Genomic DNA, 12,830 nt, shown 5'->3' with positions numbered 1-12,830 from the left:
TTCATCGCCGGCTGTACAGTTCAGCGGGTGCTGACCGGTGAGACGCGAGAGGCAGCGCTGGCCCGGGTGGGTCGCGCTCTGGCCGACCCGACGCGATGCCGCCTGCTGGTGGCCCTGCTCGACGGGCCCGCGTATCCCGCCCGGCTCGCCGCGGACCTCGGACTGTCACGGTCCAACGTGTCCAACCACCTGGCCTGCCTGCGTGGATGCGGGCTGGTGGTGGCATCGCTGGAAGGTCGTCAGACCCGGTACGACCTCGCCGATCCGCACCTCGCGGCGGCCCTTCGTGAACTGGCCGGTGTCGTGCTCGCCGTGTCGACGACCGATGCGTGCCTCGACGAGGCGGAGGCCCACGCGTGAGCACCGACGAAGCCGCGTCCCGGTCGACGCCGTCGGTCCCGGTGGCCGCCTGCGAGAAGCCGTGCTGTGCCGATGCTGCTCCGCGGACCGGGGGAGATGAGGGCCGCCGGGCCGTCCTCGCCCGACGCGTACGGCTCCTGGTCGCCGCCACGATCAGCTACAACGTGGTCGAGGCCGTCGTCGCCATCTCGGCGGGGACCGTCGCCTCGTCGTCCGCGCTGGTCGGCTTCGGCCTGGACTCCGTCATCGAAGTGGCGTCGGCCGCTGCTGTGGCGTGGCAGTTCGCCGGTCCGGACCCCGACGCGCGCGAGCGGGTCGCCCTGCGGGTCATCGCGTGCTCGTTCTTCGCGCTGGCGGTCTACGTGAGCGTCGAGTCGGTGCGCACGCTGCTCGGCGCCGGCGACCCGGAGCCCTCGACCGTCGGCATCGTCCTCGCCGCCCTCAGCCTGCTCGTCATGCCGTTCCTATCCGCCGCGCAGCGCCGCGCGGGCCGCGAACTCGGCTCCCACTCCGCGGTGGCCGACAGCAGGCAGACGATGCTGTGCACCTACCTGTCCGGGGTGCTGCTGCTCGGCCTCGTCCTCAACGCCCTGTTCGGATGGAGCCTGGCCGACCCGGTCGTCGCACTCGTCATCGCCGCCGTGGCCGTCAAGGAGGGGCGCACGGCCTGGCGCGGCGAGCACTGCTGCTGACGCCCTACCGGCCCGGACCCGCTGGTGGGTCGGCGAGGAGGTGGGCCACCAGCCGGGCGGGTGCGTCCTCCTGCAGGAGGTGGCCGGCGTCGTCGATCCAGTGCATCTCGGCGTGGGGGATGTGTTCGTGGAGCCAGGTGCCGTACTCCGGGGGCAGGATGCGGTCGTGGGTGCCCCAGAGCAGGCGCACCGGGATGGTGATGTCGCCGAGCAGGGGTTCGTAGGGGCGGGTGTCGGCTTCGGTGAGCTGGCGGTACTGCCGGTAGTAGGCGGCCTGACCCGCGGCGCCGCGCCAGGGTGCGAGGAACGCCTCGAGCACCTCGGGGCGCAGGCCCTTCTGGCTGGCGTTGCGCAGGTGGGCGGCGACGAGGGCTTCGTGGGCGTAGCCGGGTAGGGCGTCGAAGACGTCGGGGTGCTCGCGCATGAGGGCGAACAGTCCGCGTTCCCAGTGGCCGCCGCTGACGGCGTCGAAGATGGTCAGGTTCCGGTAGCGGGCGGATTCGAGCAGGTGGGCGCGCAGGACGATGGCGCCGCCGATGTCGTTGGCGACCACGCTGGGCTCGTCGAGTCCCCAGTGCTGGAGGAGTCGGGCGAAGCGGCGGGCCTGTGCGGCGATCGTCAGGTCCTGTCCTTCGCGCTGCTCGGACTGTCCGTAGCCGAGGTGGTCGAAGACGTACACCGGGCGGGAGCGGGCGAGGGCGGGGGCGATGTCGCGCCAGAGGAACGAGGAGTACGGGGTCCCGTGCACCAGCACGACAGGGGTTCCGTCCCCGTCGCCCAGGCGCGCCCAGCGCACGGTCCCCTCGTCGGTCTCGACGCCCTCGCTCAGCGTCCAGTCCACGCTCTGGTCCACCGCTTCGTCCGGCACGACGACCACCCCTCTACACAGGCCTGTGAAGTTCTGCCTGCCACGGTAACTACACAGACCTGTGAAGTCCAGGGCTACGGCGCTGACGGCGCGGACGGGGCGACGGACCAGTCCTCGAAGGTCGTCGAGCCGATGCGTGCCGGTCCGAGCGGAACCAGTGAGTCCTGCACGATCGGGACTCCGAAGTACCCGGCGTCGGGCTCGGACCGGACCGCGCGCTCGTCACGGTGGGCCCGGAGGGCGGGGTCGACGAACCGCGCGAACGTCCCGCGCTCCGGTCCGGCGATCTCGACGACGCCGCCGAGCGGCGCGGCGGTGACGACGTCGGCGAGCGCGGCGGCGACGTCGGCCACGGCGATCGGCTGGAGGTCGGCGGCCGGGAGCACGATCTCGTCGCCCTGCGCCAGGCCGGCGCCGATCGTCGTCAGGAACTCGAAGAACTGCGTCGCGCGGACGATCGTGAACGGGACGCCCGAGTTCGTGACGAGGCGCTCCTGGGCGGCCTTGGCGTCGAGGTAGCCGGGGTGGGAGATCCGGTCGACGCCGACGATCGAGAGCACCACGTGGTGCCCCACCCCTGCGTGCCGCTCGGCCTCGAGCAGGTTGCGGGTGGAGGTCGTGAAGAAGTCCGTGATGGCGCCGGGTTCGAACGTCGTCCTGTTGGTGAGGTCGACGACCGCGTCGGCTCCGGTCAGGGTCTCGGCGAGGCCTTCGCGGGTGACCGTGTCCACGCCGGTCGACGGCGAGGCGGCGACGACGTCGTGGCCCTGCCGGCGTAGCAGCTCGACGAGCGTGGACCCGACGAGTCCCGTGCCCCCGACGACGACGATCCGCATGACTGCCTCCTCAACTCGGACAACTGATGTCCGAAAACCTACTCGGACTTCCCGTGTCCGAGTCAAGTACGGTGGCGTGGTGAAGATGTCCGGCGGGGTCGAGTGGGGGCTGCACTGCTGCGTCGTCCTCGGCAGTGCGTCCGACCCGGTGCCGGCCGCGAAGTTGGCGGAGTTCCACGACGTCTCCCCGAGCTACCTGGCGAAACAGCTCCAGCTGCTGTCACGGGCCGGTCTGGTGCGCGCCGTGCAGGGGCAGTCCGGTGGCTACCTGCTCACGCGGGACCCCGCGGACGTCACGGTCCTCGACGTGGTCGAGGCGATCGACGGTGAACCAGGCTTCCGGTGCACGGAGGTGCGGCAGCGGGGGCCGCTGGCGGTGCCGCAGGAGCGGTGCGTCGTGCCGTGTCCGATCGCCCGCGTGATGGGGTCCGCCGACCGGGTCTGGCGGGACTCGCTGCGTGCGGTCACCATCGCCGACCTGACCGCAGAGGTCGGTAGCACGGCCCTGCCGGGGACGCTCGACCGCGCGCGGGAGTGGCTCCGGAGCTGAGCCAGCGCCGGCCGGGAAAGTTCGAGCTGGTGGTGGACGCGCTGGACTGGGGGTTCCGCGCCCAGCTCGACAGCTATCCGACCGTCGACCTGGCGTCCCTGTCGCCGCCCGAGGCGTTCCGGGAGGCCGCCCGCCGCGTCGACCCCTGCTACGTCAACCCGGACGCGATCATCCGGCAGGGCGGGTTCACGGGGGAGCAGCCCCGGGCCCCGGAGCTGCTCGACCTGGTAGGGGAGCGGGCCGTCGAGCACCGGATGAGGCTGCTCCTCGACGTGCTCACCGGCCTGCAGGAGCGCGGGCACGTCCGCGCCGACCTCGACGCCGACACCCTCACCACGATGTGCTTCGGGGGCTTCTTCGGAGCGTTCCTGCGCGGCGATCCCGGCGGATCGGCCTTCGCCGAGCGCGTCGGGGACACCGTGTGGCAGCTGATCGCCACGGATCCCGGCGCGTGACGACGAGGGAGAGCGCCGAGTGGTGGTCGTGCTCGGCCGTCACCCCGCCCACAGCGGGACGACGGCCACGACGACGTCCTCGAGATCGCCGTCGTCGAACGCGGCTCGTCGTCGTCGGCACTCCCTCGCGGCGGCGCGGCCGTCGTAGGGACCGTAGGAGTCGGCCTCCCCGGTCTCCGGGTCGTAGACCACCACGACGAACCGCTCGGCGGTGAAGTACCGGACCGACGGGTCGCTCCCGTCGGCGCCCCGCCCGAAGGACAGTCCGGTATCGGACGGTCCGTCCATGCCGTCGGGCAGCGGGAACTCCTCGTCCGCCTCGGCCCGGGAGTCGTTCATCCCGGACATGAGCGGCTCGTGGGGTCGGCCGTGCAGGGCCTCGATGTCGTCGACGAGGTCGAGTTGTTCGACGAGGTCCCGGCCGGTGGTGCCGTCGGCGGCGGCGAGGTGTTCTCGGAGCTGACCCGTGAGCACACGCCGGGAGACGGGGTCGACGTCGTAGGCGATGAGGATGCGGCAGATGCCGATGAGTGCTCGCCGTCGCGGGACGGACAGCCCTTCGCTCACCAGTGGCCCGAGGTGGGCTAGGGCGACCTCGGCGACGGCCCGGACGTGGTGGAGCGGCTCGGTGGTGTCGATCTCGAGCGACCCGAGGTGCGGTTCGGGGTGCTCGCCGCCGGTGTGCGGGTGGGGAGCACCGGTCTCGACGTCGATCACGGTGACGTCGATGGTGCGCCCGGGGAGGAGCGGTGCGAGGGCCGAACGCATGGCGGTGGTCGTCGCGTCCCGGTCGTGGTCGGCGGCCAGGACGAGGTCGATCTCGACGTGGCGGTCGAACACGCGCAGGGCGCCGGGCGTCGTCGAGCGTGGGGGTGGCCCGAGCCCGTCGTGGTGGTCGGCGAGGCGGGCCACCCCGGGGACGGTGAGTGCGCGCAGACGTAGGGATCCGAGGTCGGGGGACATGGGCGGCTCACCTCCGGGGAGGCGGCGGCCGGGGCTGCCGAGGACACGAGGTCGGAGGTCGTGCCCGCGAGCGGGCCCGGCCGGATCGGATGGTTCCCCGGTGGGACGTGCTCGGGGCGGGATCCGTCATGCCCGGCTCGGCGTGAGCGCTGTCACGTCGTGGGTCGGACGGGCTCTGACCGTGTCCGACCTCGTCGTCCACCCCGTTCGAGGTGGCCGGCGGCCTAGGGTGAGCCCCGGTCCCGGTGGAAGGAGTGCGGCATGACGCAGGTTGAATCCCGGCTCTCGTCGGCGGAATCGGTCGGGATGAGCTCCGACCGGCTGGAGCGCATCGAACCCGCGCTGCAGAAGTACGTCGACGAGCGGGGCTATCCCGGTTTCGCGACGCTGGTGTCCCGCCGTGGCGAGCTGGTCCATTCCGGGCTGATCGGGTGGCAGGACCGTGAGGCGCAGGTGCCGCTGGCGGAGAACACGATCTACCGGCTGTACTCGATGACCAAGCCGATCATCTGCACCGCGCTGATGACGCTCTACGAGGAGGGCCGGTTCCAGCTCGTCGACCCGGTCGCGACGTGGATCCCGGCGTTCGGTGCGACCAAGATCGCCGGGCCGGGCGGGACACTCGAGGACCAGTCGCCGCTGCGCCCCCTGCAGATCCGCGACGTCATGATGCACACCGGCGGGCTCACCTACAGCTGGCTCGAGGACTTCCCGGTGTCGGAGCAGTACCGCGAGCACCGGATCGACAGCGACGCGACGCGCACGCTGGAGCAGTTCGTCGACGTCCTCGCGACGCTCCCGCTCGCCTTCGCGCCCGGGACGCAGTGGCACTACAGCCTGGGCATCGACGTCGCGGCCCGGCTGATCGAGGTCATCTCGGGCCGGAAGCTCGGGGACTTCCTCCAGGAGCGCCTCTTCGGGCCGCTCGGCATGACCGACACGGCCTTCGGCGTCCCCGAGACGGCCCGCGACCGCCTCGCCGCGATGTACGGGCTGCCGGACATCGTCGGCGGCGACATGACCATCAGCAAGCTCGCGATGGCCTTCGCCACGGGCGATTCCCGTCGTCGGGACGTGGAGGCGAGCTACCCCAGCGACACGCCGGAGGTCTTCCAGCGCGGCGGCCACGGTCTGTTCGGCACGGCCTCGGACTACCTGCGGTTCGCGACGATGCTGCTCACGGGGAAGGCCCAGGACGGCACCCGCATCATCGGGCGCAAGACGCTGGAGCTGATGCACACCAACCACCTCGCCCCGGCGCTGCTCCCGTTCTCGCTCGGCGGGCTCCCGGTGCCCGGGTACGGGTTCGGTCTGGGCTCCCGCGTCGCCCTGGACATCGGCCAGACCGAGATGGCCGGCTCGCCGGGGGAGTTCGGCTGGTCCGGCGCGGCGAAGACCTACTTCTGGGTCGACCCGGTCGAGGAGGTCGTCGGCGTGCTCATGACGCAGCACATGATGGGCTTCGATCTGCCCGAGGCCGACTTCCGGGCCGTCGTGTACGGGGCGATCGAGGACTAGGTGGGAGACGTCGGCCTCGTCGTCGGGGACGTCGAGATGCTCGCCGGGCCGGACGACGCCCCGTTGGCCCTGCGTCACCTGGGCGGGACCGGACCCGCCGTGCTGATGAGCCATGCGACGGGGTTGCACGGGCACGTGTGGGCGCCGGTCGCGGCCCATCTGTCGTCCTGGTCGTGCCACGCGCTGGACCTGCGGGGGCACGGGCTCTCACCGGTGCCGGAGTCCGACGACCTGGCCTGGGCCGGGATGGGGCGGGACGTGGCCCTCGTGGCGGACCACCTCGGTCCCGGCGTGATCGGCGTGGGGCACTCGGCGGGGGCGACGGCGCTGCTGATGGCGGCTGCGGCGCACCCGGAGCGTTTCGAGCTGCTGGTGCTGTTCGAGCCGGCGCTGCGCCCCGGGCTCGACCCGGTGCCCCCGGCCCTGACCGACAGCCAGCGGGCCCTGGTGGAGATGACGACGAGGCGTCGCGCCGTCTTCTCCAGCCGCGCCGAGGCGCTCGCGTCGTTCGCGCGGAAGCCGCCGTTCGACACGGTCACGGCGGCCGCGCTGCACGCCTACGTCGAGCACGGGTTCGCCGACACCGACGACGGACAGGTCACGTTGCGGTGCCTCCCCGAGGTCGAGGCGCAGGTCTTCGCCCGGGCCCACGGTCACGATCTCGCCCGCCGGCTCCACGAGGTAACCTGCCCCGTCGTCGTGATCCGCGGCGACGAGTCCGCTCCGCACCAGATCGCCGCGAGCGACGCCCTCGGGGAGGTCTTCGGACGCGGCGCCGTGGTGCTCGACGGAGCGGATCACTTCGGGCCGCTGTCCCAGCCGTCGCGGGTCGCGCGGGTCGTGCGGGACGCGGTCGTCGGCATCGGCCCCGTCGATGGCCGCTGACATCGGGTCGGCCCGGCCATCGAGGCGCGACGCGGCCGACGGTGACGTTCAGGTCACGACCCGTCCGGTGAGGCAGGTGCGTCGGTCGTGCCTCGAGGGCGGTCATCGGGGAGGTCCTGGCGCACCAGGGGGACGAGTTCGTCGGCGAACACCTGCAGTTGCCGCTCGTGGTCCTCGCACGGCCAGAACACGATGCCGTTCATCCCGTGCTCGGTCAGTGCGATCCGGATGTCGTCGCGCCACCGCGCCGGCGGTCCGTCGAAGGGCCCGCGGTCCTGCGGGCCGATGCGCCCGGCCACGTTGTAGATCTTCCGGAGCGAGGCGGGGTCCCGCCCGGCCCCTCGCGCGGCGTCGTCGAGCCGCTGCACCGCATCGCCGAGTCGATCGAGCCCGAGGAAGGCGTGCGAGGGCAACCATCCGTCCCCGTGGGCGCCGGTCAGGGCAAGGGTCCGGGGGCCGTAGGCGCCGAGCCAGAGGCCGAGGTCGGGACGAGGTGTCGGCCCGGGGTGGGCCCCGGCGAGCGCGTAGTGCCGGCCCGGAACGCGGACGCTGTGCTCCCCGCTCCACATGGCGCGGATGACCTCGACCGCCTCCGTCAGGGCGTCCACCGCCTCCTTCGGGCTGCGGCGGGGGCCGCCCATCGCCTCGATGGCCTCCCAGAACGCTCCCGCGCCGAGCCCGAGCTCCAGCCGGCCGCCGGAGAGCAGGTCCAGGCTCGCCGCCGCCTTGGCCAGAACGGCCGGCGGCCGCAGCGGCAGTGAGGACACGGTGGGCACGACGGTGATGCGCTCGGTGCGCGACATCAGGTGGGTGACCAGGGTCCAGGAGTCGTAGAAGGCCGACTGATAGGGATGGTCCTGGACCGTGACGAGGTCCAGCCCGAGTCGCTCCGCGAGCAGGGCGCGTCGTACCGGGGCGTCCGGGGACGCCAGACGGGATCGACGTTCGCGCCGAAGAGCACCGGCAGGGTCATGGTCGTCCTTCCTCGACGTACACGGGGTCAGGCGGTGAGTCGTTGGAGGTCACTTCACGGCGTAGCCCGCGTCGACGGGGAGGGCGACACCGGTGATGTAGCGGCCTTCGTCGGAGGCGAGGAAGAGCACGGCGTTGCTGATGTCGTCGGGCTCGACGTACGGGACGGGCAGCGCGTTCAGGGTGCGGTAGACGGGGCGGGCGTCCTCCTCGGTCGGGTCCTCGAGGTCGGGCCGGAAGAGCCGGAAGTTGACGGGGTTGAGCAGCATCGGCGTCGCGACCGTCGTCGGATTGATCGTGTTGACGCGGATCGAGTGTTCGGCGAGCTCGAGCGCGAGGGTCCTCATCAGTCCGGTCAGCCCGGCCTTGGCCGCGCCGTAGGGCGCGAGGTTCGGCACGGACCGCAGCCCGATCGAGGAGCTGGTGATGACGATCGAGCCGCCTCCGCGCGCGACGAGGTGGGGGATGGCCGGCCGGACGGTGTGGAAGACGCCGGTGAGGTTGGTGTCGATGACCGCGGCCCAGTCCTCGGGTGTGGTCGACGCGGCCGGGCCGGGGTTGCCCTGGATGCCGGCGTTCGCGACGACCACGTCGAGGCCGCCGAGCTCGTCGACCCCGCGGTCGACGAGCGCGGTGACGGCGTCCGCGTCCCGGACGTCGGCCTCGAGGGCCACGATGCGGCGGTCGAGCTTCTCGACGAGGGCGACGGTCTCCGCCAGGTCCTCCGGGGTCGCGGTCGGGGCACCCTGGGCGGGCACCGGTCCGACGACGTCGAAGGCGATGATGTCGGCCCCTTCCTCGGCGAGCCGGACGGCGTGGTGGCGTCCCTGGCCGCGGGCGGCGCCGGAGATCAGCGCGACCTTGCCGGCCATGCGGTGGCCCATGGGGTTCTCCTTCGTGACGATGGATCAGGCCGACGCCCGGAGCAGGCGGGAGGCTTCGGCGGCGGCACGGCGGACCGCGTGGACCGGGGCGGAGGTCCGGACGTCGTGGGTGCGGGCGGTGACGGACAGGGCGGCGACCGCGTGGTGGTCGGCGCCGAAGATCGGGGCGGCGATGCAGCTCACGCCGACGGCCGACTCCTCGTCCTCGCGGGCGTAGCCGCGGCTCCGGACGGCGTCGAGCTGGCCGAGGAAGAGGCTCGGGGCGACGACGGTCCGCGGTGAGACGCGGCGCAACCCGTGGTCGAGCACGGTCCGGGTCTGCCGGGCCGGGGCGTGGGCGAGGACGGCCTTGCCCACCGCGGTGGCGTGGGCGGGGAGCCGCCCCCCGACCCGGGAGGCGAGCGGCGGCGCGCCCCCGGCGTCGAGCTTGTGCAGGTACACGACCTCGGTGCGGTCGAGGACCGCGAGGTGCACGGTGAGGCCGGTCGTGGCGTGCAGTCGGTGCACCACCGGCGTCAGCTGCTGCTCGATCCCGTGCTGGGCGGGGACGAGCTGTCCGAGCTCGTAGAGCCGCATGCCGAGCCGGTAGCCGTCGTCGGCCCGCTCGAGCAGGCCCCACGCGACGAGCTGTCCGAGCAGCCGGTGGGCGGTGGGTTTCGGCATGCCGGTCCGCCGGTGGATCTCGGCGAGGCCGAGCGCGTCGTCGCCGGGGCGGAACGCCCCGAGCAGGGCGACGCTGCGGCCGAGGACGCTGTTCGGGTCGGCCTCCGCGGACCGGCCCTCAGACGAGGGCACGGTCCTTCCAGCCGTCGAGCAGCTTGTCCTGGCCCTCGTTGCCGGGGGTGCCGTAGACGAAGTAGGTCTCGGCGGGCAGGGTGCCGCCGCCGATCGCGAGGCCGGTGTCGAAGTCGGCGAGGTCCCACGTGACGGTCTCGTGGTCGGGTTCGAACTGCAGGATCCCGGAGTTGCCGAACAGCTCGATGCGGTTGCCGCCGGGCTCGAAGACGTAGAGGAACGCGCCCTGGGTGATGCCGTGCACGTCCGGGCCGGCCTCGATCTGGATGCCGTACTCGCGGCAGAGCTCGGCGGCGTCGCTGTTGTGCTGGGGTACGCCGTACCAGAAGGCGAGGTGGTGCAGCCGCCCCTTCGTGCCGGTCTGGTCGCGCATGATCGCCATCTCGTGCCCGAGCACGTTGACGCTCATCCAGGCCCCGATCTCGGTCCCGCCGCCGGCGCCGTCGATCACCCGCTCGCGGGTGCCGAAGCCGAGGGTCTGCTCGAAGAGCTCCTTCTGCAGCGTGACGTCGGAGGCCATGAGGTTGACGTGGTCGAGGCGCCGCGGCGGCAGGCCCTGCAAGGGCCGCTTGGAGCGGCGGGTGAGGATGCGGCTCTGCAGCTCACGCGGGGCCTGGTACTTCTCGACGTCCCAGACGAGCTCCATCGGGTGCCCGTCGGGGCTCTGGAAGGCGAACGTCCGGCCGACCCCGACGTCGCCCTTCGTCCACCCCAGGCCGAGACCGGCGGCGTCGAGGGCGGCCGCGCGCCGCTCGAGGGCGTCGGCGGAGGTGGTGCGCCAGCCGACGTTGCCCAGACCGGGCGTGTCGCGCTCGGTGAGCTTGAGGCTGTGGTGGTAGGGGTCCTCGTAGCAGCGCAGGTAGACCGAGCCCTGGTGGCGGGCGGTCTCGCGCATCCCGAGCAGCTGGGTGAAGAACCAGAGGCTGCCCTCGAGGTCGGGGGTGTACAGCTCGGCGTGGGCCATGTGCGCCAGCTCGAAGCGAGCGGCGGAGGCGTCGGCGGTGGTCATGCGGAGGCCTTCCGTCGGGTACGGAGCCCGGCGGGCTCGCGGTGGTCATAGGCGTGGATCCAGCTGAAGTCCTCGACGAGGTCGGCGAGGCGGCGGTCGCGGGCCCGGGCGGCCGGGCCGTCGGGCAGGTGCAGCAGCGGAGAGGTGACCCAGGCGCTGCGGGCGACCTGTCGGGTGCGGCAGCGCCGGAGTCGTTCGTAGGTCGCCAGCGCGGCGGGGAGATCGGCGTCCGAGGTGGTGTCGGCGAGGAGGTCGGCGAGCACCGCGGCGTCCTCCAGGGTCAGGTTGGCGCCCTGGCCGTGGTGGGGGACCATCGCGTGCGCGGCGTCCCCGAGCAGGACCATCCGGTCGGCGCTCCAGCGTGGGAGCGGCGGGAGCGCGAACAGGCCCCACCGCGGGCTCTGCGGCACGGCCCCGAGCAGGGCCCGGACCGCAGGGTGCCAGTCCCGGAACGCCTCTTCGAGCTCGCCCGGAGCGGCGGGGATCATCCCTCCGGGGCCGGGCCAGGGGTCCGGCCCATCGACGACGGCGAGGAAGTTGACGACGTCGCCGATGGCGTAGTGCAGGACGTGGGCGCCGGGGCCCATCCAGAACTGCACGGCGTCGGGGTCGGGGAGCTCCGGCACCGCCGAGCGGGGCACCAGGCCGCGGAACCCGCTCGCGCCGGAGTAGACGGGTGCCTCGTCGGCGATGCGGGCCCGGACGCGGGAGCGGATGCCGTCGGCGCCGACGACGAGCGTCGCCGTGGTGTCCGTGCCGTCGGCGAAGGTGAGCCGGGTGCGGCCGCCGAGCATCTCGACGTCGACGAGCTCCTTGCCGAGGTGGAGGTCCTCGGTGCCCCAGGCGGAGGCGAGGGCGTCCTGCAGGCGGGCACGGTGGATGCCCCAGAAGGGCGCGCCGAACTGTGCGGCGTACCCCTCGCCGACCGGGATGTCGACCAGTCGCGGGCCGGTCCAGTGCCGGTACACCAGCTCGGTCGGGACCGTGGACGCCGCAGCGAGGGCCGGCTCGAGCCCGAGCTCGCGCAGGACGCGGGTGCCGTTCGCGGCCAGGGCCACCGCGGCCCCGACCTCGCCGAGCTCGGGCGCCTGCTCGTAGATCCGGGCGCGGATCCCGTGGCGGCGCAGCGCGAGGCCGAGGGTCAGCCCGCCGATGCCGCCGCCGACGATCGCGACGTCCGGGCGCCCCATCAGCCGACCTCGATCGGGCTCGGGTCGAGGAAGATCCGCAGGTCGTCGACGATGCCGTCGCGGTGCTCGAGGATCGACACCACCGGCACGGACACCTCGCGGCCGTCCGGGTGCCCGTAGGTCACGGTGGCCTCGAGGACCACGGTGCCGCCGCTGACCCACACGTGCCGGAACTCGTGGCGGATCCCGCGGTAGTAGGTGTAGAGCCAGGTCAGCCCGCCGCGCACGGCCTCCCGGCCCACCATGGGCTCCATCGAGCCGTAGCGCATGGTCGCGTCGGGGGCGAACCCCGCGAGCGTGCCCTCGAGGTCGAGCGCGTCGACGGCGTGGTAGAAGTCGACCAGCCACGCCGGGGCGTCGACGTGGGCGGTCGTCGTGCCGCTCATCGGGCCGGCTCCGCGACGCGGGTCCGGACGGCGGCGAGGGTGGTCTCTACGGCGGCCTGGTAGGCGCCGACCATCTGCTCGGCGAGCTCGGCCTCGGAGATCGGGAGCTCGTCGCCGGGCCGGATCACGAGGGCGAAGCGGAACCGCAGCCCGAGCTCGCCGTCGTGCTCGACGATCTCGTTGGTGATGGTCCCGAGGACCGGTCCGTCGGTGCGCGTGAACACGACCCGGTTCGGGGCCTCCAGCCAGACCCGCTCGACGTAGCGGGCGCCGCCGAGCTCGATCTCGCGGTCGAACACGGTGTCGGAGAGCCGCGCGATCTCGCGGCAGGCGGTGATCGCCTCGACGTAGGGCACGGCGTCGAGGGCCTTCTGCTCCAGGCCCTCCCAGATGCGCTGCCGGTCGAGGGTGACCTCGCCGGGCGGGTTGGCGGGCAGTTCGAGTTCGCTGTAGATCATGGTGGTCTC

General features: G+C 72.9%; 16 protein-coding genes. 6 read left to right on the top strand and 10 right to left on the bottom strand.

The genetic code is table 11. The features are described from left to right. Positions 1–27 precede the first annotated feature (27 nt). Both cmtR and ACQPYX_RS24600 read left to right on the top strand, forming a co-directional pair. Positions 28–360 (top strand): Cd(II)/Pb(II)-sensing metalloregulatory transcriptional regulator CmtR, encoded by a 333-nt coding sequence (gene cmtR, locus ACQPYX_RS24605; RefSeq protein ID WP_433799891.1) that lies wholly within the window; start codon positions 28–30, stop codon positions 358–360. A 41-nt stretch (positions 361–401) separates the two neighbouring features. Then, positions 402–1,052 (top strand): cation transporter, encoded by a 651-nt coding sequence (locus ACQPYX_RS24600; RefSeq protein ID WP_433803798.1) that lies wholly within the window; start codon positions 402–404, stop codon positions 1,050–1,052. A gap of 4 nt (positions 1,053–1,056) precedes the next feature. Here ACQPYX_RS24600 and ACQPYX_RS24595 read toward each other — a convergent pair whose 3' ends face one another. Together ACQPYX_RS24595 and ACQPYX_RS24590 are read right to left on the bottom strand one after the other, a co-directional pair. Next, positions 1,057–1,920: an alpha/beta fold hydrolase gene (locus ACQPYX_RS24595; protein ID WP_433799890.1), complete on the bottom strand. Its 864-nt coding sequence runs from the start codon at positions 1,918–1,920 to the stop codon at positions 1,057–1,059. Between the two features lie 74 nt (positions 1,921–1,994). Further along, a complete protein-coding gene (locus ACQPYX_RS24590) occupies positions 1,995–2,756 on the bottom strand; it encodes an SDR family oxidoreductase (RefSeq protein ID WP_433799889.1) in 762 nt (253 codons plus the stop codon). Between the two features lie 85 nt (positions 2,757–2,841). Here ACQPYX_RS24590 and ACQPYX_RS24585 point away from each other — a divergent pair, with 85 nt between their 5' ends. Continuing rightward, a complete protein-coding gene (locus tag ACQPYX_RS24585) occupies positions 2,842–3,306 on the top strand; it encodes an RrF2 family transcriptional regulator (RefSeq protein ID WP_433803797.1) in 465 nt (154 codons plus the stop codon). Then, positions 3,291–3,761: a TetR-like C-terminal domain-containing protein gene (locus ACQPYX_RS24580; protein ID WP_433799888.1), complete on the top strand. Its 471-nt coding sequence runs from the start codon at positions 3,291–3,293 to the stop codon at positions 3,759–3,761. Before ACQPYX_RS24585 ends, ACQPYX_RS24580 begins: the two co-directional genes overlap by 16 nt. Positions 3,762–3,800: 39 nt before the next feature. On the opposite strand, the gene ACQPYX_RS24575 is transcribed toward ACQPYX_RS24580, so the two are convergent. Beyond that, complete coding sequence (locus tag ACQPYX_RS24575; protein ID WP_433799887.1) at positions 3,801–4,724, bottom strand: hypothetical protein; 924 nt, start codon at positions 4,722–4,724, stop codon at positions 3,801–3,803. Positions 4,725–4,985: 261 nt separating this feature from the next. Here ACQPYX_RS24575 and ACQPYX_RS24570 point away from each other — a divergent pair, with 261 nt between their 5' ends. Together ACQPYX_RS24570 and ACQPYX_RS24565 are read left to right on the top strand one after the other, a co-directional pair. After that, on the top strand, positions 4,986–6,242 hold the full coding sequence (locus ACQPYX_RS24570) for a serine hydrolase domain-containing protein (RefSeq protein ID WP_433799886.1): 1,257 nt from the start codon (positions 4,986–4,988) through the stop codon (positions 6,240–6,242). Further along, entirely contained in the window at positions 6,243–7,127 is an 885-nt protein-coding gene (locus tag ACQPYX_RS24565; protein WP_433799885.1) for an alpha/beta fold hydrolase, read from the top strand. 53 nt (positions 7,128–7,180) lie between these two features. Here the strand turns inward: ACQPYX_RS24565 and ACQPYX_RS24560 are convergent, their stop codons facing one another. From ACQPYX_RS24560 to ACQPYX_RS24530, 7 genes are all read right to left on the bottom strand, one after another. Further along, positions 7,181–8,005, bottom strand: a complete 825-nt coding sequence (locus ACQPYX_RS24560; RefSeq protein ID WP_433803796.1) for an LLM class flavin-dependent oxidoreductase — start codon at positions 8,003–8,005, stop codon at positions 7,181–7,183. 144 nt (positions 8,006–8,149) lie between these two features. Further along, entirely contained in the window at positions 8,150–8,983 is an 834-nt protein-coding gene (locus ACQPYX_RS24555; RefSeq protein ID WP_433799884.1) for a mycofactocin-coupled SDR family oxidoreductase, read from the bottom strand. A gap of 24 nt (positions 8,984–9,007) precedes the next feature. Further along, the gene (locus ACQPYX_RS24550) at positions 9,008–9,778 is read right to left on the bottom strand and encodes an IclR family transcriptional regulator (protein WP_433799883.1); all 771 of its coding nucleotides are present in this window, start codon (positions 9,776–9,778) and stop codon (positions 9,008–9,010) included. Further along, entirely contained in the window at positions 9,765–10,787 is a 1,023-nt protein-coding gene (locus ACQPYX_RS24545; protein WP_433799882.1) for a VOC family protein, read from the bottom strand. Before ACQPYX_RS24545 ends, ACQPYX_RS24550 begins: the two co-directional genes overlap by 14 nt. After that, the gene (locus ACQPYX_RS24540; RefSeq protein WP_433799881.1) at positions 10,784–11,977 is read right to left on the bottom strand and encodes an FAD-dependent monooxygenase; all 1,194 of its coding nucleotides are present in this window, start codon (positions 11,975–11,977) and stop codon (positions 10,784–10,786) included. Before ACQPYX_RS24540 ends, ACQPYX_RS24545 begins: the two co-directional genes overlap by 4 nt. Further along, positions 11,977–12,363, bottom strand: a complete 387-nt coding sequence (locus ACQPYX_RS24535; RefSeq protein WP_433799880.1) for a nuclear transport factor 2 family protein — start codon at positions 12,361–12,363, stop codon at positions 11,977–11,979. The genes ACQPYX_RS24540 and ACQPYX_RS24535 overlap by 1 nt, the downstream gene beginning before the upstream one ends. Then, positions 12,360–12,821 carry an AtaL-like protein gene (locus ACQPYX_RS24530; RefSeq protein WP_433799879.1) on the bottom strand — a complete coding sequence of 154 codons (462 nt, stop codon included), beginning with the start codon at positions 12,819–12,821 and terminating at the stop codon, positions 12,360–12,362. Before ACQPYX_RS24530 ends, ACQPYX_RS24535 begins: the two co-directional genes overlap by 4 nt. Positions 12,822–12,830 lie beyond the last annotated feature (9 nt).

The organism is Actinomycetospora sp. CA-084318 (genome assembly GCF_050955885.1).
Lineage (GTDB): Bacteria > Actinomycetota > Actinomycetes > Mycobacteriales > Pseudonocardiaceae > Actinomycetospora.
Note: the sequence above shows the minus strand (reverse complement) of the source record. Positions and strands in the feature narration are given on the sequence as shown.